The sequence below is a fragment of the Pseudomonas putida genome (assembly GCF_001976065.1).
GTDB lineage: Bacteria > Pseudomonadota > Gammaproteobacteria > Pseudomonadales > Pseudomonadaceae > Aquipseudomonas > Aquipseudomonas serbica.
The window spans coordinates 1,157,417-1,183,886 of record NZ_MNAH01000001.1 but is presented as its reverse complement, the minus strand read 5'-3'; the positions used below and the strand labels follow the sequence as shown (position 1 = coordinate 1,183,886).

The 26,470-nt window shown below is 60.8% G+C and carries 23 protein-coding genes; 7 read left to right on the top strand and 16 right to left on the bottom strand.

Going from position 1 to position 26,470, the window contains the following annotated elements; translation table 11 throughout:
- Positions 1 to 220 precede the first annotated feature (220 nt).
- On the top strand, positions 221 to 955 hold the full coding sequence (locus tag BKX96_RS05435) for a FadR/GntR family transcriptional regulator (protein WP_046816267.1): 735 nt from the start codon (positions 221 to 223) through the stop codon (positions 953 to 955).
- A 164-nt stretch (positions 956 to 1,119) separates the two neighbouring features.
- Here BKX96_RS05435 and BKX96_RS05430 read toward each other — a convergent pair whose 3' ends face one another.
- A complete protein-coding gene (locus tag BKX96_RS05430) occupies positions 1,120 to 2,142 on the bottom strand; it encodes an LLM class oxidoreductase (protein WP_080957007.1) in 1,023 nt (340 codons plus the stop codon).
- A gap of 106 nt (positions 2,143 to 2,248) precedes the next feature.
- Complete coding sequence (locus BKX96_RS05425) at positions 2,249 to 3,157, bottom strand: LysR family transcriptional regulator (RefSeq protein WP_077182970.1); 909 nt, start codon at positions 3,155 to 3,157, stop codon at positions 2,249 to 2,251.
- Between the two features lie 509 nt (positions 3,158 to 3,666).
- Between BKX96_RS05425 and BKX96_RS05420 the strand changes: the two genes are divergently transcribed.
- Positions 3,667 to 4,617, top strand: coding sequence for an enoyl-CoA hydratase/isomerase family protein (locus tag BKX96_RS05420; protein ID WP_178134532.1), 951 nt, complete (start codon positions 3,667 to 3,669; stop codon positions 4,615 to 4,617).
- 245 nt (positions 4,618 to 4,862) lie between these two features.
- On the opposite strand, the gene BKX96_RS05415 is transcribed toward BKX96_RS05420, so the two are convergent.
- Complete coding sequence (locus tag BKX96_RS05415) at positions 4,863 to 5,693, bottom strand: type 1 glutamine amidotransferase domain-containing protein (protein WP_077182969.1); 831 nt, start codon at positions 5,691 to 5,693, stop codon at positions 4,863 to 4,865.
- A gap of 112 nt (positions 5,694 to 5,805) precedes the next feature.
- Positions 5,806 to 6,612 carry a class I SAM-dependent methyltransferase gene (locus BKX96_RS05410; RefSeq protein WP_077182968.1) on the bottom strand — a complete coding sequence of 269 codons (807 nt, stop codon included), beginning with the start codon at positions 6,610 to 6,612 and terminating at the stop codon, positions 5,806 to 5,808.
- 179 nt (positions 6,613 to 6,791) lie between these two features.
- Between BKX96_RS05410 and BKX96_RS05405 the strand changes: the two genes are divergently transcribed.
- Complete coding sequence (locus BKX96_RS05405) at positions 6,792 to 7,172, top strand: hypothetical protein (protein WP_046816263.1); 381 nt, start codon at positions 6,792 to 6,794, stop codon at positions 7,170 to 7,172.
- A gap of 51 nt (positions 7,173 to 7,223) precedes the next feature.
- Here BKX96_RS05405 and BKX96_RS05400 read toward each other — a convergent pair whose 3' ends face one another.
- The 5 genes from BKX96_RS05400 to BKX96_RS05380 all read right to left on the bottom strand — a co-directional run bounded on the left by BKX96_RS05400 (position 7,224) and on the right by BKX96_RS05380 (position 15,755).
- Entirely contained in the window at positions 7,224 to 8,654 is a 1,431-nt protein-coding gene (locus BKX96_RS05400) for a sigma-54-dependent transcriptional regulator (protein ID WP_077182967.1), read from the bottom strand.
- Entirely contained in the window at positions 8,623 to 10,116 is a 1,494-nt protein-coding gene (locus BKX96_RS05395) for a sensor histidine kinase (RefSeq protein WP_077182966.1), read from the bottom strand. The genes BKX96_RS05400 and BKX96_RS05395 overlap by 32 nt, the downstream gene beginning before the upstream one ends.
- Positions 10,117 to 10,215: 99 nt before the next feature.
- The gene (locus BKX96_RS05390; RefSeq protein ID WP_046816260.1) at positions 10,216 to 11,295 is read right to left on the bottom strand and encodes an SCO family protein; all 1,080 of its coding nucleotides are present in this window, start codon (positions 11,293 to 11,295) and stop codon (positions 10,216 to 10,218) included.
- 17 nt (positions 11,296 to 11,312) lie between these two features.
- A complete protein-coding gene (locus BKX96_RS05385; protein ID WP_077182964.1) occupies positions 11,313 to 14,120 on the bottom strand; it encodes a multicopper oxidase domain-containing protein in 2,808 nt (935 codons plus the stop codon).
- Positions 14,121 to 14,306: 186 nt separating this feature from the next.
- Positions 14,307 to 15,755, bottom strand: coding sequence for a sensor histidine kinase (locus BKX96_RS05380; RefSeq protein WP_077182963.1), 1,449 nt, complete (start codon positions 15,753 to 15,755; stop codon positions 14,307 to 14,309).
- 290 nt (positions 15,756 to 16,045) lie between these two features.
- On the opposite strand from BKX96_RS05380, the gene BKX96_RS05375 reads away from it, so the two are divergent.
- The 4 genes from BKX96_RS05375 to BKX96_RS05360 are packed head-to-tail and all read left to right on the top strand — an operon-like array spanning position 16,046 to position 21,681.
- A complete protein-coding gene (locus BKX96_RS05375) occupies positions 16,046 to 17,392 on the top strand; it encodes a hypothetical protein (protein WP_046816257.1) in 1,347 nt (448 codons plus the stop codon).
- Between the two features lie 35 nt (positions 17,393 to 17,427).
- Positions 17,428 to 19,677: an Ig-like domain-containing protein gene (locus tag BKX96_RS05370; RefSeq protein WP_046816256.1), complete on the top strand. Its 2,250-nt coding sequence runs from the start codon at positions 17,428 to 17,430 to the stop codon at positions 19,675 to 19,677.
- Between the two features lie 60 nt (positions 19,678 to 19,737).
- The gene (locus BKX96_RS05365; RefSeq protein WP_046816255.1) at positions 19,738 to 20,199 is read left to right on the top strand and encodes a curlin; all 462 of its coding nucleotides are present in this window, start codon (positions 19,738 to 19,740) and stop codon (positions 20,197 to 20,199) included.
- 27 nt (positions 20,200 to 20,226) lie between these two features.
- Complete coding sequence (locus tag BKX96_RS05360; RefSeq protein WP_077182962.1) at positions 20,227 to 21,681, top strand: curlin; 1,455 nt, start codon at positions 20,227 to 20,229, stop codon at positions 21,679 to 21,681.
- 549 nt (positions 21,682 to 22,230) lie between these two features.
- Here BKX96_RS05360 and BKX96_RS05355 read toward each other — a convergent pair.
- The 7 genes from BKX96_RS05355 to BKX96_RS05325 form a co-directional block, all read right to left on the bottom strand.
- On the bottom strand, positions 22,231 to 22,548 hold the full coding sequence (locus BKX96_RS05355) for a DUF6124 family protein (protein ID WP_077182961.1): 318 nt from the start codon (positions 22,546 to 22,548) through the stop codon (positions 22,231 to 22,233).
- A gap of 848 nt (positions 22,549 to 23,396) precedes the next feature.
- On the bottom strand, positions 23,397 to 24,269 hold the full coding sequence (locus BKX96_RS05350) for a CsgG/HfaB family protein (protein ID WP_046815444.1): 873 nt from the start codon (positions 24,267 to 24,269) through the stop codon (positions 23,397 to 23,399).
- Between the two features lie 30 nt (positions 24,270 to 24,299).
- Positions 24,300 to 24,719 carry a curli assembly protein CsgF gene (locus BKX96_RS05345; protein WP_046815445.1) on the bottom strand — a complete coding sequence of 140 codons (420 nt, stop codon included), beginning with the start codon at positions 24,717 to 24,719 and terminating at the stop codon, positions 24,300 to 24,302.
- On the bottom strand, positions 24,716 to 25,105 hold the full coding sequence (gene csgE / locus BKX96_RS05340) for a curli production assembly/transport protein CsgE (protein ID WP_046815446.1): 390 nt from the start codon (positions 25,103 to 25,105) through the stop codon (positions 24,716 to 24,718). Before csgE ends, BKX96_RS05345 begins: the two co-directional genes overlap by 4 nt.
- Positions 25,102 to 25,641 (bottom strand): type II secretion system protein, encoded by a 540-nt coding sequence (locus tag BKX96_RS05335; protein WP_046815447.1) that lies wholly within the window; start codon positions 25,639 to 25,641, stop codon positions 25,102 to 25,104. The genes csgE and BKX96_RS05335 overlap by 4 nt, the downstream gene beginning before the upstream one ends.
- On the bottom strand, positions 25,616 to 25,990 hold the full coding sequence (locus BKX96_RS05330) for a type II secretion system protein (protein WP_008054599.1): 375 nt from the start codon (positions 25,988 to 25,990) through the stop codon (positions 25,616 to 25,618). Before BKX96_RS05330 ends, BKX96_RS05335 begins: the two co-directional genes overlap by 26 nt.
- A gap of 4 nt (positions 25,991 to 25,994) precedes the next feature.
- A complete protein-coding gene (locus BKX96_RS05325; RefSeq protein WP_046815448.1) occupies positions 25,995 to 26,468 on the bottom strand; it encodes a type II secretion system protein in 474 nt (157 codons plus the stop codon).
- Between the last annotated feature and the right edge of the window lie 2 nt (positions 26,469 to 26,470).

Sequence of the window (26,470 nt, the reverse complement as noted above, 5' to 3'; positions counted from 1 at the left end):
CTGGAATTTCGCCCGTGCCGGTTTGAGGACAACGTACATGACGTTCTGTTGTCCTTCAACTGAACAACTGCTGCTTTCCGCTAGACCTTGGTCTAAATGCCATTCAACCTATTGTTTTTATTAGCTTTTATTTTTTATGACGAAAGTGAAACGCAGTTTTAACTGTCGAGAACAAGTCTTCTGATGTAGATTAAGAAGACAAGCGAAAGGAAGAAAAAGAATGAGCGAAATGAATGTGCAACCCGTGGCGCGGCGACCTCATCTGGCTGAACACATCGCTCGTTCGTTGAGTGATGAGATTGCGTCTGGCCGATTGCGTCCCGGAGACCGCTTGCCAACGGAGCAGTTTCTCGCGCAAAACTTCGGCGTCAGCAGGAACGTCGTGCGCGAAGGGATCGCGACGCTTCGAGCGCAGGGACTGATCCAGTCACGCCAGGGCGTTGGCGTGTTCGTCTCGGCCACGACCCCATCACCGCAAGCCTCACCCCAGCGCGAGCACGCGCCGTTGCTGGACGGGGACAATACGATCCGCAACATGTTCGAAGTGCGGGCCGTACTGGAAAGCCAGGCTGCCGCGCTTGCGGCGTCGCACATGACGCCCCACAAGCTGAAAACAATCCAGGCTGCGGTCCTGCGAATGCAATATGTAGGCGAACCGACGCTGGACACTGTGAACGCAGACCTCGACTTCCATCGGGCCGTGGCCGCTGCGTCTGGCAATGACTATCTCGAGACAATGATTCGCACAGTGCTCGAGCCAATGCGGGCACTGATCACCATGAACTTTGCGCGACGAGGCCCTGTGTTCAGTAATATTCCGCATGCAGCACGCGGTGAGCACGAAGACCTGGTGCAGGCGTTGACCGACCGGAATGCGGCGGCGGCACGCCAGATCATGGGGCAGCACATCGTCAATGCAGCATCACGATTCGGCTACGAAATTGATTTCTTCTAACGTCGACTGGCAGACGGCGGTTGTCTCGTTATCCTACAAGTGAGTGTCCACTCGTGTCTGATACCTGATGCGCATGCCCATCGGCGCCAGGACGACGCGAGGGGACAGTCGCTGACCCGCCAAAAGCGATGACAGGTATCGATCATGGGAGGGTCGGCTAAACCTCAAACATGCGACGGGAATAACGGCAAGATGTGCTCAGCGAGCTCGTCAAGAATCTCGCCGTAGGGTTGACGGCTGACCTTGGGGTTGAGCGCTATATGCGAAATACCGGCAGCTTGTGCTTGCTCCAGGTAATTGCGCAGGCCGTTACGCCCCGCCCGGAAGCCTCCCTGGATGCGCTGGAATGGCTGGTCCGGGTAGTCGCTGAGGTCCAGATATCCGCCTAGGCCTAACGGTTTGAAAGCGTTTCGCCCTTCAATGTTACGCACTTTGGCGTGCCAGCTCTCGCCCAACGATGCCAGCCGCTCGGGGCTTTGCACGCCGGCCAGATAGCCATCAAGGTGTTCAGCCAACCACTCGATGCTCTGCTGCGCCTGGCCGACAGCGATAGAAGGGACGCGTCCATACGGCGCTTTCGGCACCAGGTCGAGGTTTCCGGATGAACCACCGAATCGCTCGGAGCGAAAGCGCGGAAAGTCCTGTTCAATCAGGGTGCGAAACACCGAGAAGGCATCACGGTAGCGATCACCACGGGTTTCATAATCGATACCTAGCATCGGGTAATCGCTGTATCGATCGCCCGAAGACAACCCCAACACCAGCCGCCCTTCGCTCAACTGATCCAGGGACGTCGCTTGCTTGGCCAGATACATAGGCTCGTGGGTAGGCAGCACGATACCGGTGGTTCCCAGGACGATGCTGCGTGTAGCTGCGGCGAGGAAGCCGATGTAGACCAGGGGCTCAAAGATGTGCGCCACATCGTTGTAATCCGGGTCGTAGAAAGGAATGTCACGCATCCATAGCGCGCCAAAACCAAGCGCCTCGGCGCGTTGCGCCATTTCCACGTGACCATGCATGGTCGGTGCCGCTCGGCCGGCGTGGGTTTCGAGGGGCAAAATCAGCCCAACCGTCAGCGCCTGTGGTCGGAACAGGCGTTGAAAACCAGGGTGACGCTCAAGCGAAGGATCGGCGGTCGGTAAGGCGCCAAGTTGCACTTGCAGTGAGCGTTGGGTGGCGATTGTCATAATGGCAGTCTCGGTAAGTGACGATGACTGACATCTTTATTGAATCCTGACCTCGGATAAACACCACCAACAGACCCTCACACGGTCCAGTGAGTCCCCAATATTTTCAGGTTTCCCACGGCAAACCTGATTCCCAGCGCTCAACCAACAGATCGATAAACGCGCGGACGCGCGGTGACAACTGACGCTTGCTCGCATAGACAACCCGGATGGGGTCGGGCGATGCGCGATAAGGTTTGAGCACTTCCACCAGCGTTCCGTCGCGCAAGTCATTACCGGTGATATACGTCGGCAAGTGGATCAGGCCAATACCCGTCAACGCCGCTTCGCGCATGGCTTCAGAACTGTCTATGTTCAGCCGCCCTGGTCGTTCATGGAAATAAAGGCCGGTGGGTGTCTGGTAACGCCAGACACTGGCCTGGCCACTGATGAAAGCGATGGTGTCATGCCCGACCAGATCCGCAGGCATTTGTGGAACACCGCAACGGGCCAGATATGAGGGCGAGGCACACGTTGCGAACTGCTGCCAACCCACGGTTCTGGTTAATAGTTGTGAATCGTCATTTGGCGTGCCAATGCGAATGGCTATGTCGACACCCTCTTCGACCAGATCGACAAAGCGATCGGTAAACCAAACGTCCGCACGAAGTTCAGGCCATTGCTTCAGATAAGCATCCAGAATCGGCAGGATATGGCGCTGACCAAAGGAAAGGGGCGCTGTGAGTTTAAACGTGCCGGTTGGCCGTCCACGACGCAAGGCCATGGTTGCATCCACTTCATCAAGATCCTCGAGAATTTGCTTCCAGCGCTCATAGGCGACGTAGCCCTCGTCAGTCAGGCTCAGTTTGCGCGTCGTGCGATTCAGAAGCCGAGCTCCCATCCGACCTTCAAGACGAACGATACTTTTACCTACAGCCGATCGGGTCAGACCAAGTGAGGCGGCCGCGCAGGTAAAACTTCCAACCTTTACAGCGCAGACAAACGCAGCGATGTCGCCGAATCGGTTGGCTTCCATGGGTGGCTTTACTCCAATGAAAACTTGCGTTGTAGCGGGACATGAAGCCCGAAAGAGTTTTTTTGCTGCTGCCCCGGGATGACAAATTATTACCCCTGAAAAGGATGTAGTGCCACAGAATCCCAGGCGGTATCGAATCAAGTTTCATCGCCTGCTGATTGGCCATTGGGTGGCCGATTGTGCGATCGGTGATCTCATCCGAATGGGCGCCTTGCGAGCCGATTATTCGCTGCTACGCTTGAGCATTCGGCGCTGCCGGCGTAAGGCGACATGTTTCGCCCCCCTGGACTCGGTGTTCCCGGGTCTATCGAGCCACCTGCCAACTTCAGCCGCTACTGCCGACCGTGTCGGGCCGCATTCCGGTCATGCGCACGAAACCCATGCTCATGTGTTGACCCGCGACGGAACGGAGCAACGGGCGTGATTTTTCTCGACCCGATCAATTGGCAGGCCATCTGTAGCTCAACGGGAATTCGCATGCCCTCAGGCATTTCTCTGGAGACACTCCTATGAGACTTCAGTTGCTATCGGCTGCACTGATTTTCGCCAGTCTGGCGACGACAGGCGCGGCGCTTGCTGGCGAGACTTCCCCCTCAACAACCGATAAAGCCTCACCTACCAGCGCGGTCAAACAGGAAATCAAGCTCACACGTGTCACACCTCAGTACTGGCGGGTCACCTTCCACAACCCGCCGTACAACATCTACGGTCCCGAAACCATGCCGCAGCTGAACGAGGTGGTTACTGCCATCGAATCCGATCCGAAACTGGTGGTCGTGGTGTTCGACAGTGACGTGCCGGATTTCTTCCTCACCCACTATGACTTCGTTCCCCCGCTGACTGACACCACCAGCCTTCCCAACGGCCCCACCGGATTGCCGCCGTTGCCCGACATGCTGGTGCGGTTGAGCAAAGCACCGGTGGTGTCGATCGTGTCGATTCGCGGCCGTGCCACCGGTGTCGGTAGCGAACTGGCCTTGGCCAGCGACATGCGCTTTGCCAGCCGCGAGAAAGCCATCCTCTCGCAATGGGAAATCGGTGCCGCTCTCGTGCCCGGAGGCGGTCCGATGGCGCGTCTACCACGGCTGATCGGCCGTGGGCGCGCACTGGAAGTGCTGCTCACCGGCAACGACATCAATGGCGAACTCGCCGAACGCTATGGCTACGTCAACCGCGCGCTGCCCGATGCCGAACTCGACAAGTTCGTCGACACCATGGCCCGGCGTATCGCGCGATTCGACAAGCAGTCAATTGCTGACATAAAGCGCCTGGTCAATGCTGCCAGCCTGCCACCGAACGAAGCCATCGCTGCCGAATGGGATGGTTTCATCGGCTCGGTAAAACGCCCGGCAGCGCAGGCCCGTATCAAACAACTGATGGAGCTTGGGTTGCAGACGAAAGCCGACGTGGAGAAGCGCCTGGCTCACTACACCGGCACCTTGGGTGAGGAATCGAAATGATCTTGCCCGTGAGGCTTAACGTCAGCGTGCCGGGACTAGACCAAGCGGTGAAGCCACAACGGATCGATGCCGCGCATCATGTTTGCCCACATTCACGGATGATACGGAGGGGATGTGGCGGTTCAGGTCGAGTTGGGTCAAGGCAGAACTGCGCATTGACGGTGTAGCTGCTGATCTTGCAATAAGGCTGGGTTCGCAAAGCCCCGTGAAATCGGGGCTTTACGCGTCGGCCGCGCCGCCCAGGCTTACTTCATTTTTGCCAGCATGGCCACGGCGACTGCCTTTGCCGACTGTGGATTCTGGCCGGAAATGACTTCGCGGTCTTCAATGACATTCTCGCTCCATGGCTTGGCTTCGGAGAAGTGAGCACCGGCTGCCGTCAGGCCGTCCTGCGGGAACAGTTTCATATGGCCGCCGCCGAGGAAACCTTTGGCCTGCTCCTCTTCCGCGTCGGTGAAGGCGGTGACTTTATAGCCCTTGTAAATCCAGTTGGCTGGCGCTGCCGGCTGTTTGCCCGATTCCAGCGCGGAGACAAAACCGTGCGCGTCCGGGATCGTCGACAACATGGCTATGGTGCCATGGCAGGTGAAGCCGGTGACTTTGCCTTTTTCATGGAAGTTGGTCAGCAGTTGGCCCAGTTGCTTGTCCTTCAGCAGATCCTGCATCGGGATATGGCCGCCCGGCACGAAGACGGCATCGAACTTGTCGTAGCCGACTTTCTGAACCTGCGCGAAGCTAATTGCCGGCGAGCCGCTCTTCGAGGTCAGCTTTAGCGTGTCCAGCAGCGCGAGACTTTCCTGACGGGCATTTTCATCGTTGCCCCAGAAGCTCACATCATTGGATTTCTGGTCCGCGGTGGGCGCCTTGCCGCTAGGGGTGGCAAATATGACGGTTTGACTCGCCGCGATGAAAGTCTGCACCGGTTGCATTAGTTCGTTCAGGAAGAAACCTGTTTGCATGACCTTGCCGTCTTTCAGGTCCAGTTGCGCCTGATCCGACAGTACAACCAATACCGTGCCGGCGTTGGCATAGTTAGCGGCAGCAGTTAGCAGGGCGGCAATAATGGTTTTTTTCACGCGATTCTCCAGTAGGGATGGTTTGATGGAGCCATCTTATTACTGGAGCAGAAAGCGATAGAGCCCCCGAATTGAATTTCACTTATTACACTGAGTAATCAATAGCCCCGTTTCACCGTTTCACCCCCACCCAGCTAAAACACATCGGCACCTGCGCCTCCTGCGCCTCGTAGCGGTCATAAAGCTCTTCGCGGTTGGAATGCGGGTACTCCCTGAAATGGCTGATCTGCAGCCCCGCTTCTAGGGCGCCGCTGAAGATCGCGCCCAGGGTGTGGACGAACCAGTAGGACGGCGCGGCCTGTTGCTCGACTTTGCCTTCGTAGACAATCGGTTGGTTCTGGACAAAAGGTTCGTGGCGAAAGTACGAGCTGGCCAGGCGGTAGGGATCGGGGGCTTGGGGGTCTAGCATTTCCAGGAACGGGTGGGTTTCGTAAAGCACCAGCGCGCCACCGGGCTTGAGTGTTTGCGCCGCATGGCGAAAGAATTCGCCGATGTCGGGCATCCAGTTCAACACGCCGATGGTGACCAGGGCCACATCGAATCGCCCCTGCAGTGATTGTGGCAGGTGGTGAATGTCGGCCTCGATGAACTCAGGCAAATGGGGCGAACGTGATGCCAGTTCCCGCGCCTGTTCGAGAAAGGCCACGGACTGGTCTACCCCCACTACATGGCGAGCCCCCAGGGCAAACAGCGACAGGCTTTCCCGGCCGTTGTTACAACCCAGCTGCACCACGTCCTTGCCGTCGATACCGACTGGGTTCAATACACCGATGAGGGTTTCATCCAGGCAGGAAAAGTCGGCCTGAGTCACCGCGTTCAATAGCGCCTGCCATTGCGCGGTCTCCTTGTGGTGACGGGCGGAATCATTCCAGGCATCGCGGTTGCTGGCGATGGCTTGTTGTTTTGACGGCATTTCCATTGCACGCTCCAGAATCGGGTACAGGTTTGACCGGCCCGAGTCTAGTCCATGGCTGCAAACCACCCCATCGGAGCATTGTTGCGATTGTGTAAACCGCGCCTTGCCGACGTTCGCCCACGGGAACGCTATAGTTAATGACCTTGGGGAAACGCGCATAAACCGATGCCGCAGGTGCTGCCATGAACACAACCGTACCCACGCTGTTACTTGCCCTCTGCCTGGTTGCCAGCAGCGCACAGGCGGACGACACTGCGATGCAAACCGAAGAATCGAGCAGTGAATTCAGCTACTACGGAGCGGATCAGCCCTTTGCCCATCCGGTTCCTCCGACCATGAGTACAGTGCCGCCGGGATCCTATATCCCTACATCGCCCCAGACGTTCACCCCGGTGTCGAGCCAGCACGTGTTTTCCGACTCCCGCTTGCCGACGGTGGCCGATACCACCGTGCGCGTGTTCATTCGCACCTATGACGCCGTACACGGCGTCTATGTGAACCAGGAGGTCCTCGACCCGACGTGCATGCTCGCCTGCCTCGGCAATCAGAGCCCGGCCTTGTAGACAAGGCCGCTCCAACTTGCTGCTTGCAGCTTCAGGCTCGCAACGGTTTCTCTACCACTGGCGCTTGTCCGGGCGCGCCAGGCCGAGTTTCTCGATCCGGTAACGCAGCATGTCGCGGCTCAGGCCCAGAAGCCGTGCGGACTTGGTGACGTTCCAGTCGGTCTTGTCGAGCATCTTGCGCACCATGTCGCGCTCCACTTCCGGCAGGTTCATCGACTCGCTGCCGTTATAGGACGCACGCGGTTCGCTCGGTGGCGGTTCATGGGTGAACATCGCCGGCTCGTCCACCAGGCTCAGGCACACGTTCAACTGGTGGGCGGCAATGGTGTCGTGTTGCGCCAGCAAGACAGTCTGCTCGAGCATGTTGCGCAGTTCGCGCACATTGCCAGGCCAGGTGTAGTTGAGCAGCAACTCTTCGGCCTGTTCACTGAAACGCAGGTGCGGCTTGCCGTAGCGTTTGCCATGGGTCGCCAGGAAGTGCCGGGCCAGCAGCAGGATGTCTTCACCGCGGGCGTACAGGCGCGGCACCTTGATCGAAATGATGCGCAGGCGGAAGAACAGGTCGCGGCGGAACTTGCCCTGCTGGACCATTTGCTCGAGGTTGCAATTGGTCGCGCTGATCACCCGCAAATCGACCTTGCGCTCTTTCACCGAGCCGACCCGGCGGATGGTCCGGTCTTCCAGCAGTTTCAGCAGCTTGGCCTGCAGGATCAGGTCCATTTCGCCGATTTCATCGAGAAACAACGTGCCGCCGTCAGCCGCTTCCACCAGCCCCAGGCGACGGTCCTTGGCATCGGTGAAGGCGCCCTTCTCGTGCCCGAACAGCTCCGATTCCACCAGGTTGGAAGGAATCGAGGCGCAGTTGAACTCGATGAACGGCCCTTTGCTGCGCGGGCCGTCAAAATGCAGCGCCCGCGCCACCAGTTCCTTGCCGGTGCCGGTCTCGCCTTCCACCAGCACCGGCGGCAGGTCGGTGTTGGCCATGCGCCGCTCGGCGTCGAGCAGCTGGGCGATGGTGCCCTTGAGGTAGACCATCGGGGCCGACTCGCCGATCAATGCCTGCACCCCGGATTTCTGCGCCTCGCGCTCCTGGTAGAACGACAGTGTTCGCTCCATCCGGTCGGTGGCCAGGGCCTTGTCCAGCAACAGCTTGAGCTCCGGTAGCGCCACCGGTTTGGTCACGTAGTGGAACGCACCCTCTTTCATCGCCACCACGGCGTCTTCGACGTTGCCGTAGCCGGTCATCATGATCACTTTCAGATCCGGCGCGCTGATGCGCAGCTTCTGGATCAGGTCATGGCCACTCATGCCCGGCAACGAGTTGTCGGTCAGCACCACATCCGGAACGAAGGTGCTCAACTGCGACAGTGCGTCTTCGGCCGAGTGGCAGACAGTCACTTCGAAGTCCTTGCGCTCAAGGTAAGTCTGGATATTCTCGGCGAGCAGCTCATCATCCTCGACCAGCAGTATGCTGTGCTCCATATTCCCCTCCCGTTGCCACTTTGAAATTGAGACAGACGCGGGTTCCTTCCTGTTCTTGGCTGGTCAGTTCGACCGAGCCTTCAAATCGCTCCATTATTCTTTTGACCAGGGCCAGGCCCACGCCCAACCCTCCCTGTTTGGTAGTGAAGAACGGCTTGAAGACCATTTGTTGTTGCTGCTTGGTCATGCCCTTGCCGGTGTCGTTGAGGATCATGCACACCTGATCGGGCACCGACGTTTCGATTTCGACACTCAGTACACCGCCCTTGGGCATGGCTTCCAGGGCGTTGGCGAACAGACTATTGAGAATCTGCGTGAGCAACACCTGTTGGCTGACAACCGGCGGAACCGCGCTGGGCGAGAAGCGCACCTCGACGTTCGAGCGGCGAATCTGTGGTTCGAAGGCGCTCAAGGTGTCGTCGATGACCAGCACCAGGTCGACGGCTTCGTGGTCGTCGTTGACCGGGCGCAAGGACACCAGCAACTCACGGACCCAGCGCGACATGCGATCGACCTGGCCGATGATGTCGCCGATGTTCTTCTGCGCGGACTGGCTGGCAATTTCCTGGGCCAGTTCGGCGCTGGAACGAATATTGGCCAGCGGATTGCGCAGGCTGTGGGCGACCGCCGAGGACATTTCCCCCAAGGCGACGAAGGTCTCGTTGGCGACCAGTTGTTTCTGCTGGCTCTGCAACAGCAGGGCCGCGCGCCGAACGATCCAGAACAATCCCAGGTAGATGACCGCACCGCCGAGCAGGGTAGCCAGCCAGATCGCCTTGAACCCGCGCTGGATGCGCGCTACCAGGTCCGCCGGCTCCTTGTAGATCTCGACCATGGCAATCACTTTGCTTTTGTCGGCGTTGAACATCGGAATGTAGTTCTCGACGAACAGGTACTGGGGTTCACGCAGCAGGCGCTGCTCGGGGCGTTCCTCATCGATCTCGTGGTAGCTGGTGGACACCGCTTCCTTCATTTCGAAGGACTCGTCGAGTTCTTCGTCGCCTTCGATGCGCACACCGATCAACTCGGGGTTGGTCGACCAGACAACAGTGCGGTCCAGGGCGTATACCGTGGCCAGCAGAAGGTCCGGCAGGTGTTCGATATGATCAAGGAACTCGATGCGGGCAGCGGCACGGGCGCCCGGGTTGACGTCGGGATAGGCCATGTCGGAACGCGGGTCCAGCATTTCGCCCATGGTTCGCTCCGGTGAAATCGTCGCATGGCGAATTTCCGCCGCGCCAATGGCTTGCACGAATTGCGCGGTCAGCATGGAGTCGCGCTCGATGCTCTCCTCGACCACGAAACGCGTGGAAACATAGCCCAGCCCCAATGCCACGCCGGCGATGATGAAAAAGCTCCCCAGGGAGAACCAGCGCACCAGGTTGAACGGCGGTCGCCAATCCTTGCCCTCTGCGGCCGGCGTATCCGGCGCAGGTACTTGTGGTGGTTCCGGTATCTGCATGAGATGCCCTGGTTGCTTGAAACAAGCCTTGTTTAGCCGTTCCCGATCAGTGTAGGTGGCATTGACCGGCAATGGCTGCCCGATAAAACTATTTCGCCACTATTGCACCGGCGCCGTGTCGGGCGCGGCGATGGCGTGTGCGGGTTGCGGCTCCTCGGCGCCGACGACCCGGGGCGTGAGCAACGGCTGCTGGCGCTCGGTTTCTTCCTGGAGGAACTCGATGATCGACTGCGCCGAACGCTCATCCAAGCGCAGGTTGGGCATCGGGATCTTGTCGAAGCGCTCGAACAATTCCATGGCAAGCGGGTCTTTCTCGGCCAGCATGCGATCGGGCTCGCGGATCCAGCGGCTCAGCCAGGCCGAATCGCGCTGGCGGGTCACGCCGATCAGGTCCGGACCGATGCTGCGCATGCCGATGCCCTGCCCGTCCATCGGGCCAAGGCTGTGGCACGACGCGCAACGGGTGCGGAACAGTTCTTCGCCGTTGCTCGGCGGGCGGATCTGTGGGGCATTGGCGTAGCTTTCGGCGAGGCTCGGCTGCTTCCAGTTATGCAAGGTATTGGCCAATTGGTCGGCCAGGATCCAGGGATTCTCGAAGGGCGAGGCTTTCATCCAGCGACCGGTTTGCTGGTTGCCGACGATCAGGCTCAGGTTGTGGTCCTTGCTGCGGCCGTTGTCGACGCCTTCGATGAACAACCCGAGTTTTTGCCGCAACTCGGTGACGTCGCCGAATTCGCCGGTGAGAAACTGCCAGCCCGGCCCGATCTGGAAGCGTTGCGCATAGGCCTTGAGCACCTCGGGGGTGTCGCTCAAGGGATCGATGCTGATGGAGTAGAAAAAGATGTCCTTGCCGACCCGGTCGCCGAGCAGCTTCTGCACCTGGCGCAGACGCGCGGTTTCCAATGGGCAGGAGTCGCTGCACGAGGTAAAGATGAAATTGATCACCACCACCTTGCCCTTGATCAGGTCATCGAAAAAATGCACCTGCCGACCGTCCTGGTCGGTCAGCAGGGTGTTGGGGAAATAATCGCCACCCCACGGGGTCGCGGTATCTGTGACGGGAGCGGGTGTCGACGGCACCGGGTTGGCCACCAGCAACTGGCTGGCCAGCAGGCCCGTCACCAATATCAGCACCAGATGCATGCCCAGTGCTTGCGCACGTGCGCCAGGCAACTTCATGTCGACACCCTCCCGTCTCATTGTTTGACCGTCACTTTCGGACCCAGGCCATCGCCCGTGCGGAAGGTGGGCAGCGCGGCGGAGTTGACGTAGCGCACACCGTCCCAGCTTGGCAAAGGCGTGGGCATCAACTGGAATTGCCCGGGCTTTTCTATGTCCCAACGCAGCAGCATGGAATTGTCCTCATGCTGGGTGTTGTGACAGTGCTCCATGTAGGTCCCGGCGAACTCGCGGAAGTTGATCGCCATCTCGACACTGTCCAGGCCATCCTTTTCCGAACCGATGCGGTACACGTCCTTGCGGGCCCATTTTTCCCATTCCGGTGGCGCCTTGCCGCCGCGGCTGAGGATGATCCCCTCCTCGAAGTGCACGTGCACCGGGTGGCTCCAGCCCGTGCCGCCGGCCTTGATATTCCACACCTCCAGGGTGCCGTAGCCGGCGACCCCGGCATCGGTGGGTCCGCTGGCCAACTGGGTCGACGCGTTCAGTCGCCGAGGGTCCATGTGGAAGCCGAAGCCGCCGTCGGTCTTGACTGTCCAGGGCGCTTCATCGGTGCCGTCGGAACGGCCGAAGGTGAAGGTGCGATGGCGGGCCTTGGCCAGCAGCGCCTTGTCGGCGGCGTTGTCGCGATGGATCTTCAGCGGGATCAACACCAGGCCTTCAGCCTTGCCCGGCTTGGCCGGCTCGTAGGCCGCCGGGTTCATGGCCAGGTCCTGACCGGTGTAGGGTTTGACGTTGAGTTGCAACACCTTGCCCACTGCCGGATCGCCCTTGTCCCACATCGGTCCCTTGCTGGTTTGCTTGATCACCGCCAGGTATTTCTCAGACAGCACGTCAGCCAGGGGGACGGGCTCTTTCGGCCCCTTGCCGTCGTCATGCACCAGCAGGTTGACGAAGAAAATCTTGTCCCCCGGCTTGATGCCGTTCTTGGCGAAGTTGACGATGATGTCGAAACGCTCGGCAATGCCCTGGGTCGGCAGGATGGCGTTGTGGTTCTGTTTGTCGCCGTCGGCGTCGAGGTCCATGGTGCCGTCGAACGGCACGCTGTGTTCCATGATGTTGCCGTCGTTGGCAATCATGTGGAACGGCACGCGGGCATAGGACACACCCGAACCCTTGGGCCCCTGGAACTCGCCGCTGGTGCCCTTGATTTCCCGCACCAGCGCCAGTTTGAAGTAGCGCGATACCGAGCCGTTGAGCATGCGGAAACGGTAGCTGCGAGCGCGCACATCCAGGCTCGGTTTCCACTGCCAGTTGACCAGCATCTGGTCACCGAGGAAGCCGTCGGTGTTGAACGGGTTGAACCACAGCTGGCCGTTCTGATCCCAGGCCTTGTCGGCGAACACCAGGTTCACGTCATAGTCGCGGTTACCCCAGGGCAAGGCACTGCCGCTGGGAAAACGCAGGTTGACGCCGTCGTTCACCGACTCGTTGCCGCGGTCCAGGGCGCTGTAGTAGTTCATCATCGCCGCGTTGCCCTTGTAGACGTTCTGCGCGGTGAAATCGAGCATGTGGTCGTGGAACCAGTGGGTGCTCATGGTTTCGCGCCAGTCGCCGCGAATCTTGATCGTGCCGTTCTCGCAGGTCTTGCGGCTCGGGCTCAGGTCATTGGTCCACAGGGTTTCGCCTGGCGAGCAAGGGAACGCCGCGCGTGGATCATGGGCATCGGTGTTGAGGCTGTCGTAGCCGGCCAGCTGGATCGGCCAGCGATAGTCGTAGTACTGCCCGGGGAAGAAAAACGCGTTGGCATATCCGTCGCTTTCCGCCGGCGCGTGGCCGTTGTGTTCGTGGGTGCTGATGGTGTGCAGGCCAAAGCCCATGTTCGCCGACGGATCGATCGGCAAGCCGTTGTAATGGCGCATCAGCAGCGGTTGGCCGTAGCGGACCATCAGCAGCTTGGGCGGCAGGGTGCCATCGAAGGTCCACACCGAGTTGTGGTTCTGCACCGGCATGTTGGGGTGAAAACGTGCATCGACGCCTTTGGCCGTGCCGTCCGTTGCCGCTACGCCGGCGACGTTGTGATACAGGCCACCGGGGCCGAACTCGCCCATGGCATAGCCGTGCATCTGCCGGACGTCACGCAAGCCACCGTTGATCCGCGCGCCGGTCTGCACGGTCTTGTAGGCATTTTGCGGATAGAACTCGTTCCAGCGTTGGTGGGACCAGCCCTTTCCTGGCGGACGGCCTTCGGCGGACGAGCCAATATGGCGGTTGAGGAAGTACTCGATCTGCGCCTGCCACGGGTTGCGATCCACCACGTTGGCGTACTGGCTGGGGAACGGGGTCAGCCCGGGCTGGCGCAGGAAGGCATCGAGTGCGGGTCCCGGCGGTGCACTGCGGGCCGCGCTGTTGGGGTCTTGCGCCGGTAACGGGCCAATGGCCGCCGGGGGAAACGGCAACGGCGCCGCCGGTGTGGTGGGGTCGAGTTTCTCCGGGCCGAATTCTTCGAACAGCAGCAGTTGCTGGGTGAACGGCTGGGCGCCATACAGCGGGCTCGGCTTGCCATTGGTGGGGTAGTTGAAACTGGTTTGCACCGCAGGCGGCAGAACGTTTTCCACCCGTTCGGTATCGCGTGTGCCCTTGACCCCGTCGGGCAGGTCGAAGGAATCCTCGTTGGCCTCGGGCATGGTCAGGATGGCATTCAGCGCCCCTGCCTTGTCTTCAGGTTCATCGTAATAGGCGGAAGGATCAGTCGGCTTCGGCTGTCGCTCGTCGTCTATCGGGCTGGCGCGCAAGGTCCCTGTGCTGAGTGAAATCGTCAAGGCAACGCTCAAGGGCGTCAACAGACCAAACCATCTGAAGGGGTACCGCGCTTTTGCGTCCATCACCAGCCGTCTCGAATATGGGAAGGGGGTGATGGGGTTTTTGCAAGGAGTCGGCCAAACCTGTAACTGTTTTATACAAATGTATTAACACTACACAAATCAATGGCTTATCAACATCAATGTGCCACGATCGGGAAAATCGACTGGGGAATGGCACCCGCTACCGGGGAAAGTTCACACCCATTGTCAGGGAACGCGCTTGAACGTCAGGCTGACGCGGGTGCCCTCGCCCTCGAGGCTTTCAAGGGCCACCGCTCCGCCAAAACGCTCCATGATGCGCTTGACCAGCACCAGTCCGACGCCGAGCCCGCCCTGCTTGGTGGTGAAAAACGGGCGGAACGCCATGCGTCGCTGCTCCTCGGTCATGCCTTTGCCGGTGTCACTGACCACCACGCGAACATTGTGCGCATCGATGGGCGCCATGGTGAGGGTCAGGGTACCGCCTTCGTCCATGGCCTCCAGGGCATTGGCCAGCAAACTGTTGAGGATCTGCGTCAGCTGCACCTGCTGACTGAGCACCATTGGCGTGCCTATGGGTTCGAACAGTACATTGACCCGGGCCTTGACGATCTGCTGTTCGAAAGCCGTGAGGCTGTCGTGCAGCACCGCCACCAGGTTGACCGCTTCGACGTCGTCATTGAGCGGGCGCAGGGATTGCAGCAACTCGCGCACCCACTTCGACATGCGATCGACCTGGCCGATGATGTCGTTGATGTTCTTGTGCGCCGGGCCAGTGTCGAATTCCAGCGCCAGTTCGGCACTCGAGCGAATGGTCGCCAGGGGATTGCGCAGGCTGTGGGCCACGGCCGAAGACATTTCGCCCAGGGCCACGAAGGTTTCGTTGGTGATCAGTTGCTTCTGTTGCGTCGCCAGCAGGATCGCGGCCCGCCGCACGATCCAGTACAGCCCCAGGTAGATCAGGCCGCCCCCCAGGGCCGTGGCCATCCATATCAGCACCAGGCCGCGTTCCATCCGGCTGATCAGGTCCTTGGGTTCCTTGTAGATCTCGACCATCGCCGTGACGTTCTTGCCTTCGGCATCGAACAGCGGAATGTAGTTTTCGATGAAGATGAATTCCGGCGGTGTGACGAACTTCTGTTCCATGCGGGCCTTGTCGACATCGTGATAGCTGGCCGACACGGGCATCTTCGAGACGAAGGCCTGGTCCAGGTCTTCGTCGGCGTGAATCGTGGTGCCCATCAGGGCCGGGTTGGTCGACCAGATGATCATGCGGTCGGGGGCATAGACGTTGGCCAGGATCACATCCGGCAAATGTTCGATGTGGTCGAGGAATTCACCCCGGGCATTGGCGCGAGCCAGCGGGTCGACGTCGGGAAAGTCACGGTCCTTGCGCGGGTCGAGCAGCTCGCCCATGGTCCGCACATTGGGAATCAACACATGGCGCACCTCCGCGGAGGCAATCGCCTGGATGAATTGCGAGGTCAGCAGGGCATCGCGTTGCACGCTTTCGGTAATCACGAATTTGGTCGATACCGAGCCCAGCGCCACTGCCACAGTGCCGATTACCGCCATGCTGATCAGCGAAAACCAGCGCAGCAGATTGAACGGCTCTTTGCGCGAGTTCAAGCGAACTTCGCCCTGGTTGAATATCAGTGTCTTTGCAAACATGGTCATGGACAGTGTTCCCGCAAAACCCCTATAGGTTTATAGCGCACTGCCAGCAGATTGCCCGACGCTGGGTCCTACTCCTCCCCCGATTCCCCAGTCCCCCCGCCGCCCCCATCTACCCCCAAAGCTGGGGAAAGAGGCCCGCCCGGTCATTTGCGATTCCCTGCGCGAGCGCGTCACAAACCTCTATGTACCGGGGCTCGCACCGACATTTTCTACGGTTGGCATGGGAGTTGCCGAAGACCTCCCAACTGACCCATTTCCAAGGGGCAGGTACTCTGATAGAGGGAATACTCATGCACCCTTTACTGTCCAAAACCGCGATCGCCCTGATCGTGAGTGCTCTGGCCCAAGGCGCTGCCCAGGCTGCGCTGTTTGCTGTAGATCCTGGTCCCTACCAGCCAGCCACGGGTGGCTTCGCTTCCTGGTATCAGGACAGCCATGGCCGAACCCTTGACCTGTGCTTGACAAAAGCTGTCAGTTCCAGGGTTCCCGGCGCTCCTGGCACGCCGTCCTACATGTGCCTTTTAGGCGCCGTTCCCGGTGTTTTCGACGATACACAGCCCATCGTTTTCCCTACCAATTTTCCCGATGAAGCGTTCTGGTTTACCGGCGACGGCTCCATCGTCGATGCCGCCCGGGGCATCGACCTGACCTATGTCAGCGCCGTGGAAGCCGCCTTCGCCGCCGAAGAACCGAAAGAAGGCGACCAGGTCAGTTTTGGCCGTATCCGCATCCGGGTCGACGTGCCCACCGCCGGCGTCTACACCATCACCCACCCCTACGGCGTCGACATCTTCGACGTTCCCGCCGGTGGCAGCCGCGCGATCAACATGACCCGGGACATCGGCATCGGCACGCCAAAAAACTATGACGGCGCGCTCAAGAGCGACATCGGTCCGTTCCTGCGCAGCGTCAACGGCCCCTATACCGAGACCAACCCGGTCACTGGTCAAGCCGAGCAATTCGTGGGCGATCCAAACCTGTCGGAGGCCTTCACCGGCAGCCCGTACAACACCAACTACATCCGCATCGAAGGGCCTAATGGGCTGGACTTGCGTACGACCGTGATGGCCATTTCCGGCAAGTTGTCGACGGTGGTCCGCCCCACTCCGATCATTGCCGAGCGCAGCACCTACTCACGCATAGCCGGTGAAAGCGCACCGGTGGCCCAGCAGGATGTGTTCGTCATGGCCCCACCGCCACCGGCCACTGTGACCCTGGACAGCAACAGCCCGGTGCTGAACCTGACCGAAGCCGACACGACCGGCCACTGGTACGCGCAATCCTCCACCAACCCGACGCTGCCGAGCAGCCTGACGCTGACCGCTGACAACCACCTGGCCATTCCCACCAGCACACCAACCTCCGTGTCCATGCCGCTGACCGATCTGGTGGTGATCTCACGGGCAGAGTACAGCCTGAGCAACGGCCAGATCACTGTCGTGGCTTCGACCAGCGATGAAACATCGCCACCGGTCCTCACCGTCACCACCGGCACCGGTGTCGCCATCGGCGCCCTCAGCGGCGAAGGCGCGGTGAAATCCCTGTCGACCGGCATCTCGCCGATTCCACCGGCCAAGGTTCACGTGGCGTCATCCAATGGCGGCGGCGACACCGAAGAAGTGGTCATCGTGCAATGAACGCTCTCATGCCCAGATCCGCATCAGGAGGCATCATGAACAAGTGGCCACGCTTCGCGCTCAACGCGCTAGGGCTGACGCTCTCGCTGTCCGGCAGCGCATTCGCGCAACTCAGTGCCGTCGACCCCGGCCCCTACACCTTTGCCACGGGGAAATTCCCCATGTGGTATCAAGACAGCAACCTGCTGTCGCTGGAACTGTGCCAGTCGAGGGCAACCAGCACCCGTGCACCCGGCGCTCCTGGCGCGCCAGCCTACATGTGCATCCTCAATCCCGAACCCGGGGTTTTCGACGATACCCTGCCGATGGTGTTCCCGGATAACTGGCCACCAGAGACATTCTGGTTCCTCGCCGAGACCAGCATCGCCGATGTCGGCGGCTACGGCGTGGATGCCTATGTGGCCGGGATCGAAGCGGCATTCGCCGCGGAAAATCCTGTCGACGGCGACCAGGCAAGCTTCGCGCGGATTCGTCTGCGGGTGAACGTGCCGGTCGCCGGGACCTACATCATCACCCACCCGTACGGCGTGGAAACGGTCAACGTCACCGCACCGGGCCGGCGGGCGATCAACATCACCCGCGACATTGGCATCGGCGCACCGGGCAACTTCTCCGGTGCCCTCAACGGGGAAGTCGGGCCATTCCTGCGCAGCGTCAACGGCCCGTACACCGAAGTGAACCCGGACACCGGCGCCGTTGAAACCTTCGTCGGCGACCCGAACCTCACCGAGGCCGTCACCGGCAGCCCCAACAACACCAACTTCCTGCGCATCCAGGGCCCGGCCGGGACCATCGAGACCAGTCTCTTCACCGTATCCGGCAAGGTCCTCGACAACCGTGCGCAAACCCCGGTAGAAATCGGCCGTGCCACTTACCGTCGCACCTCTTCAGGTCCGGGCACCAGCAGCACCCGGGTAGAAGTCTTTGGCAAATCAGCCAACGGTTCGAGCCTGTGCTTCCGCGAAACCGTGGCCCTGGTTCCTGGCCCCCCACAGACGCCTTGCCTGACCAACATGCTCGGCGACAACAATGGCCAGTTCTTCGGCCATCGCCTGACGGGCACCACCGTTCCTCCAGTGGTAGTCGTCACCGCGACCAACCCGAGTGGCACCACCCGGCCAACGGCGGCGTCGAGCAAAGTCTCCGACGTGGTGAAAGTCCAGACCGCGCGGTACAGCTGGAGCAACCATAGCCTGCTGATCGAGGCCACCTCGTCTGACGAAGTGGTGGTGCCGGACATGGTCGCCCAGGGCTTCGGACGCCTGACGAAATCCGGCACCCTGCAACGCCTGACCGTGGCCGATCTGATGCAGCCACCCGCCACCGTCACCATCAAATCTGCCGCTGGCGGCAGCGACACCGAGGCCGTGGTGGTAGTCGGTACGGCACCGGATACCGGTGAGAACCAGGCACCGGTTGGCGTTGCCGACAGCGGTAGCACCACCTTCGGCGTACCGATCACCCTCAACCTGCTGACCAACGACGACGACCCGGACGGCGACACCCCGCTAACCATCACGGCATTGACTCAACCGGCCGCCGAGCAGGGCACCGTGGCTTTGAACGGAACCACGGCCGTCGTCTACACCCCGCCCGCCGTAGTCAATGCACCGCTGACCACGACCTTCACCTACAAGGCGCAAGACGCCAAAGGACTGGCTGCGAACGCTGCGACGACCGTGACCATTACCGTGGCGCCTAACCAGCCTCCGGTAGCCGTCAACGACGCCATTGCGACCCTGGGTGTGTCGATCCCGATCAACGTGCTGGCCAACGACACCGATCCGGAAGGCAACGTGCCGCTCGCTATCGCCAGCTTCACCCAACCACCGGCCACTCGCGGCTCGGTGACCAGCAACGGCACCGTCCTGACCTACACCCCTCCGGCCACGGTCACCACGGCGTTCACCACGACCTTCACCTACGTTCCCCGGGACAGCTTCGGCGCCCAGGCGACCACACCGGCCACGGTGACGGTGCAAGTCTCGCCACGGCCAGCCGCGGAAACCTTCACGGTCACGGCGGCGACGGTGACGGCCCGTTCCAACAACCGCTTCAACTGGGACATCTCGGGGACTTCATCGGTGACCACCGGCAACACCATCACCGTCCAGGTGACCACGCCGACCGGGTTGGTGACCCTGGGTAGCACCACGGTGCCACTGACCGGACGCTGGAGGCTGACCGTCAGCAACTCGACCACGGTGATTCCGTCGGCGAACCCGACAGCCACCATCACCTCCTCCCAAGGCACTGTGCGCACGGTGCAGGTGATCTCGAACTGAGCCCTCGCCCCATCGGCCAGGCTGGCTGATGGGGCAAGCCTCTCACCAAAGGACAACGCCATGAAAACGCCGACCGCCGCCCTGCTCTGCCTGCTTCTGCTCTGCAGCAGTGCAGGCGTGCGCGCCGACGACTTGATGGAGAACGACGACCTGGGTCCGGGTGGCGACCTCGGCGAGCTGCCACCCCCGGTGGGCCAGCAAGCCCTGATCGACCAGAACGGCCAGGCCAACGTCGCGCTGTTGCAACAGAACGGCCAGTCGCTGCTCGGCCAGATCGTGCAGTCGGGCAGCAATCAGGAAGCCTACATCCTGCAGCAAGGCAGCGACCTGATGGCATTGATCAACCAGCAAGGTTCCGGCAACGCCGCTTCCATCACCCAAACCGGCAGCCACAACCGCGCGCAGATATCTCAAAACGGCAACAACAACGACGCCAGCATTGTCCAGGCCGGCACGGGTCAGCAAAGCGCTGTGACCCAGGCAGGAAATGGAATGAGCGTATCGGTCACCCAGTATCGCTAAAGCACTGCACCACCTGGAGGTTTCATCATGTTCAAATTGACGCCCCTCACCGCCGCCATCCTGGTCATCGTCAGTGCTCAAGCATTGGCCGACGACAGCGTGTCGACCCAAAACCAGTTCGGTGACACCAACATCGCCGACGTGAAGCAGATTTCGGCACCGTTCAGCACCGCCACCCAGAACCAGTCGGGTGCGGGCAACGATGCGGCCGCCGTGCAGGACAATGCCACCAGCACCATCGAGCAGAACCAGAGCGGCAACTACAACGCCGGCTACGCCGAGCAACTGTTCGAGAACAACAGCACCATCACCCAGAAACAGATCGGTGACACCAACACCAGCCATGCCAGCCAGTCGATCGGGGTCGGCGGCGGCCAGATCCTGCAACAACAGGAAGGCACCGGCAACTTCTCGTTCATCTACCAGGACAGCCAGGAAAACTCTTCCGGCAAAACCTACCAGTATGGCGACAGCAACGAAGCCAACATCGAACAGATCCAGCTGGGCACGGCCAACAACGCGGTGATCATCCAGTACGGCACCGCCAACTACAGCACCGCCGAACAGATCGGCCACATGAACGGCCAGATCGACATCACCCAGTCCGGCGGCACCAACTATGCCTACGGTGACCAGCGCTACGGCGACGGCGGCAACCTGACCATCAACCAGATCGGCGACGGCAACGGCAGCGAAGTCTGGCAGGACACCCAAGTCGCCAGCAAAACCACCATCGACCAGAACGGCCAGACCAACGAGACCATCGTCGACCAGAGCTTCGGCGACAACAACGTGGCCCAGGTGATCCAGGTAGGTGACCTCAACGCGATCTATGCCGACCAGTTCGAGTCCCTGGGCTCGACCGTGACCCTCAATCAACAGGGCATCGGCAACATCCACTTCACCTACCAGACCGGCACCGGCCAGGTGCTCAACGCCACTTCCGTGGGCAACGACAACAAGGTCTACGCCAGCAACTGGAAAGGGCCGGTCACGCAAATGGGCGGCCAGTTCGGCAGTAACCAGCGCGCCACCGTCAACCAGAACGGCAACGGCAACGTCGCCAACTTCACCCAGAAAAACACCGGCCACGTCATGACCACCAACCAGTCAGGCGTCGGCAACAAAACCACGGTCACCCAGGCCGATTCCTACAACGAGCTGTACTTCGACCAGAACGGCACCGACAACATCCTCATCGCCGACCAGCGCGGCACCAACAACCTGACCCAGGGCAGCAGCACCGGCACCAACAACACCACCAACGTCGACCAGGAAGGCACCGGCAACCAGGCGTTCACCACGCAGCTGTATGGCGAAGACAACATGATCACCATCAAGCAGGCGGACACCATGAACGTGGCGTATGTGACCCAGGGGGGGACTGGCAACATCACCAGCGTGAACCAGAGTGGCATGGCACAAACGGCGAACGTGCAGCAGTTTGGTACGGCTAACAGTGCGACTGTGATGCAGAAGTAAGCGCGCGGGGTGAAAGAACCGCGGCTCTTGAGGGAGGGTTGCGGTTTTTTCATGCCTGTAAACAGGCGATCACACCTTCATTTTTTGGACGACACAACCTTGTAGGAGCTGGCTTGCCAGCGAAGGCGGCCTGACAGCCGACCTATATTTTGTTGACTGCATACATATCCATTCCTGCGGTAACGGCCACTTAGGGTTTCGCTCTTACAGCGAGTCACTTGGAAGAACGGAACGCCGCCCGGCCCCAAGTAACCAAGGGCTCTTGCCCCTGGCGTTCGGTGCCTCGCTGTGGCTCGGCATACCCTTGCTCCGGTCCTGCTCCGTGGGCCCGCCGCGATGGGCCATCCTTGGCCCAGCGCGGCTAAACCGGCATCCATGCCGGTTTACCCACTGCGCAGAACCTCCACTCGACCTCTCGATGGGGCAAGAAAATCAAGATCAAAAGCCATATCAAAAGCCAAAGCAAGGCGGCCTACGCGCCGACCTGATCGTGAGCCATACGCATTTCCCCTGGAGCTGCCGTAGATCCATGTGGGAGTGAGCCTGTGCTCAGCCCTGCGGATCGAGATTATCCAGCGCGCGGTTTACCGCCAGGTCGGCGAGCATGATCACCTGCTGGATGCCCAGCAACATGCTGCGTTGTGGTCCGTCCACGAATGTCGCGAAATCGCTGGCCATGATGCTGGCGGATGCCAGGGATTCGCAGGCGTGGGCCAGCAGGTCTTCGGTGCTGATGTCTGGGGCGATGAGGAACATTGAGCTGGGGTTGTGGGGTGTGGTGGTTTTCAGGAGGGCGGGTTTTAGATGGAGGTTGGAAGGAGGATTTTCGGATTCTGATTCGGGGGGATTGGGGCTGGGCTTGGGCATGGACAATCTCCTTTGATTGTTGGACCACCATGACCTATCGCTAAACAAGTAAAGGTGGCAGCTGTACGCAGGTTAGCGATCCGGGGCAAAGGAAACCCGGGTAGACCCGGAGGTCTCCCACGCACAGCCGCCATGACACAAATTGCAGACAACAAAGGCTGCACTTAAGTCTGGGGCGCTGTAGCGCCTTTGAATGGTGCGGATCGCTAAACCCGGTCGCTGAATTGGCAGCGACACGGAAACGATAAAGACCAGGTACAAGGCGCACAAGCCGGCGGATTCTGGCGTAGGTGTAGGCAACGGCGCAAGGCAATGTAGCCTCGTATTTTTCCTACGGATGTTGCCTGGATCGAGTACAGGCGGGAGAGATTGGTCGACTGTCAGGCCGCCTTCGCTGGCAAGCCAGCTCCTACAAGGGAATGCGTTCGCTTGGGATCAGGTCGGCTCGTAGGACGCCTTGCTTTGGCTTTTGATTTTTCTTGCCCCATCGAGAGGCCGAGTGGAGGTTCTGCGCAGTGGGTAAACCGGCATGGATGCCGGTTTAGCCGCGCTGGGCCATGGATGGCCCATCGCGGCGGGCCCACGGAGCAGGACCGGAGCGAGGGTATGCCGAGCATTAGCGAGGCACCGAACGTCAGGGGCAAGAGCCCTTGGTTACTTGGGGCTTTTCCAAGTGACCCGCTGTAAGAGCGGAACCATAAGTGGCCGTTACCGCAGCAATGGATATGTACGCGGTCAACAAATAATAGGTCGGCAGTAAGGCCGCCTTCGCGAGCAAGCCCGCTCCCACAGGGGCGGCTGTCAGTCCCTCATCGCTGGCAAGCCTGCTCCAACAGGGGCGCGCCGGTTTACTCGTCCTCGCCCTCACCCTCCGGCACAATCCGGTTCTGCGTCAGGTAGCGATCCAGCGTCTCATTCTGCGCAGGCTGGGAATTGTCCCCCGCGACCTGCCACAAATGCCGCTCGATCCCCTGCGCCAGCATATGCCCCACCGCCGCCTCGATCGCCGACAACACGCACAACTGCGCCGGTTCGTTGGTGGTGTAGCCCACCTCGGCCTCGAGCAGCTTCTTGAACTCGATGAACTTGAACACCCCGGCACTGCGGGCCACGGAATAGATGGTCTTGCTGGTCATGACGTTGGACAGCACCTGGCCGCTGCGCACGTCCACCGCCCGAAGGTTCACCGTGACCTGGTCTACGCGATACTCACGGGCAATGTCGATGCCCAGGTAGCGTGCGCCTTCGCCGCCACTGCGCACGTTGGTGTCATAGGCGATGATCCCGCCTTCGAGCATCATGTTCGCCGCTTGCAGCGGTGGCAGTTCAGCCTGGATGTTCACCGGAGTATTGGGTTTCTTTTGCGAGGCGCGGATGATCTTGCGTTCAGTCAACAGGTTCTGCAGCCCTTCGCGCTCGAGCACCACGAACCAGCCGCTGGCCTGCAAGGCGTCCATCAGCATGCTCGCCGCGCCCTGGGTGACGCTGGTGGAGAACGAGCTGGCCGGGGTCGGCTTGTATTGCCCGGTCTGGTCGCGGAAGCCATAGACCACCGCCATCAAGCGACCCTTGGGTCGTGGCATGTTGATCAAGTCGTAGTAAGTCGAGGCCCTTGGGGTCAGGGTCGGGGTTTGTGAGTCCTGTTCGGCCGACATCGGCTCGCGCAGACTGCACCCTTGTAATGCCGCCAACATCAGCCCTAGCGCAATTATTTTTTTCATGTCCTTAACTCCCCATAAACCCGCATCCCCTCAAGGGGCCAGGCCATTCACCTGGATTTCCGAAACTTCGCCCGTGGCGCGGTCGGTCACGTTGATCGTCAGCGCACCGGAGTCGTCGACCACGTCGACGATAAAAGCGTCCGTAGACAGGCTCCCCGTGTTGCCGGTGGAGATGTTGTCCAGCAGTTGCCCGAGCAAGCGCGATTGCAACTGGGCACTGAAGCGCTCCAGGGCCGAGGTCCCGGCCACCGAGGTACGATCCTTCAAGTCGGGATCGTCGTAGTCGTTCTGCGCCTGGGCGTTGTTGAGCAGCCAGGTGCCGTTCAACGGGTTACCGCCGAACGATGGGTTGATGGGCGTGTAGACCAGTTCCGTGCCCTGGGCCAGGGCACAAGCGCCCAGGCCGAGCAAGCATCCACCGGCGCGCTGCAAAAACGTTTTCGCTTTCATAGTTCGTCCCTCTCAAGGTCCGTGGTGTCCTGCAACAAGGCTTCCAGCTTGCGCTGGACAATCTGCCCGCGTACCCAGTCGGCGGCAGCATAGGCCTCGTCCTTGAGCTCCACGGTGTTCGGCGGCAGGAAGCGCCGGTAAACCAGGCGTCGTTGAAATTCCACGGTCACCAGGCTGCCCCAGCGAGCCGAAGGTCGTTCGCGTACCACCAGGTTGAAATCCATCGGGCTGGTGGCACGCAGGCGTTCACTGAACGAGTAGTAAAATTCGTGGCCGATGTGCGAGATCGTGTCGTCGACGATGAAGCCGAGCATTTCGTCCTCTTCACCGGCCCAGGCCACAGAGGTGCTCAGCACCAGGATCAACGCCAGGCAGAAGCGCTTCATGGCTGCAACGCCTGGGGGGCCTGGGACTGGCCTTTGGCCGGGCCCGAGGCGCCGTCGAGGAAGGCTTTCTCGGCCACGAACTGCCAGTCCTTGTAGCTGGCCATGCCGTTGAAGTCCGACCACTGGCTGGGAAAATCCGCCTGTTTGAGCGGCTTGTCCGTGGACGGGCTGCTGATACCGGTGATGCGTCCGTCGAAGCCGCGCATCAGGAACCATTCGCCGCCGCCAATCGGGTCCGGATAGAGCTGGCGGATATGGTGCTTGGCGCTGGGAAAACGCTCGTCCTGCACCAGGTCGGCGAGTTCCTTGGGGTACTGGGCCAGGCCTGGCGAGCTGCGGTAGTAGCTGCGCAGTGCCTGGGCGTACTGGGTGCCGACCCACAACAATTGGCGTTCACGGTCGCGGCGCGAGGCGGTGGACCACAGCTCGCCGGCACTGGCCAGGCCCATGCCCATCACCATGATCAGGAACAGCACACCCAGGTAGGTGAAGCCGTCCTGCCCCGCAGGCTTACCACTCGGAATACAGGCTGCCATCACGCGCCCTCCCTGTGGCACCGCTCTTGATATCGGCGACACCGCCGGCCACGCCGTCAGGCGGTGCAACCATGACCCAGGCGTCCTTGCGTTCGGCAATCGGGTCCATCGGCGGATTGCGCAGGTAGCGCTGTTCAACCAGCTGCTCGATGGAGTCGGGGTAGCGTCCGGTGTCACCGTAGTAGTGATCCAGGGCTTCGCGCATCGCCGACAGACTCTGGCGCAAGGTGGTCTCCTTGGAGGCCTCCAGGCTGTTGAAGTAGCGCGGCAAGGCGATGGTCATCAGGGTCGCGATGATTGCCATGACCACCATCAGTTCCAGCAGGGTAAAACCCTTTTCCCGACGCATATGCTCACCACTCCCGGTAGGCGATGCCGTTGAGCCCCTTGCCCCGGGCCTTGGAGTAAACGTCAAAGACGTCCTCGCCCTCCCGCGGGTTCTGAGCCGTACTGTCGTAGGAGCGCACGCCCCAACCGCCTTCGTCGTCGCGCTTGACCGGTGCCAGCGGGTCATGGGGCACGCGCCGCAGGAAGTAGAACTTGGCACCCTTGGCGCTGCGCACATCACGCACGCCTTCCACCAGCACCTGCAGGTTCGGCGGGTAGCCGCTGCTGTTGAGCGACTTCTCGATGTAACCGGCGTCGAACGCGCGCTTGTAGGCGTCGATGGCATCGCGGATCTGGTACAGCGCGGTGCGCAGCTCCTGCTCTTTGCCCCGGCGCACCACGGTCTCGGTCAGCGGCGCGGCCATGCCGGCCAGCAGGCCGATCAACGACAGCGTCACCACGACTTCGATCAAGGTAAAACCGCGTTGCGAGGCGTTCATGA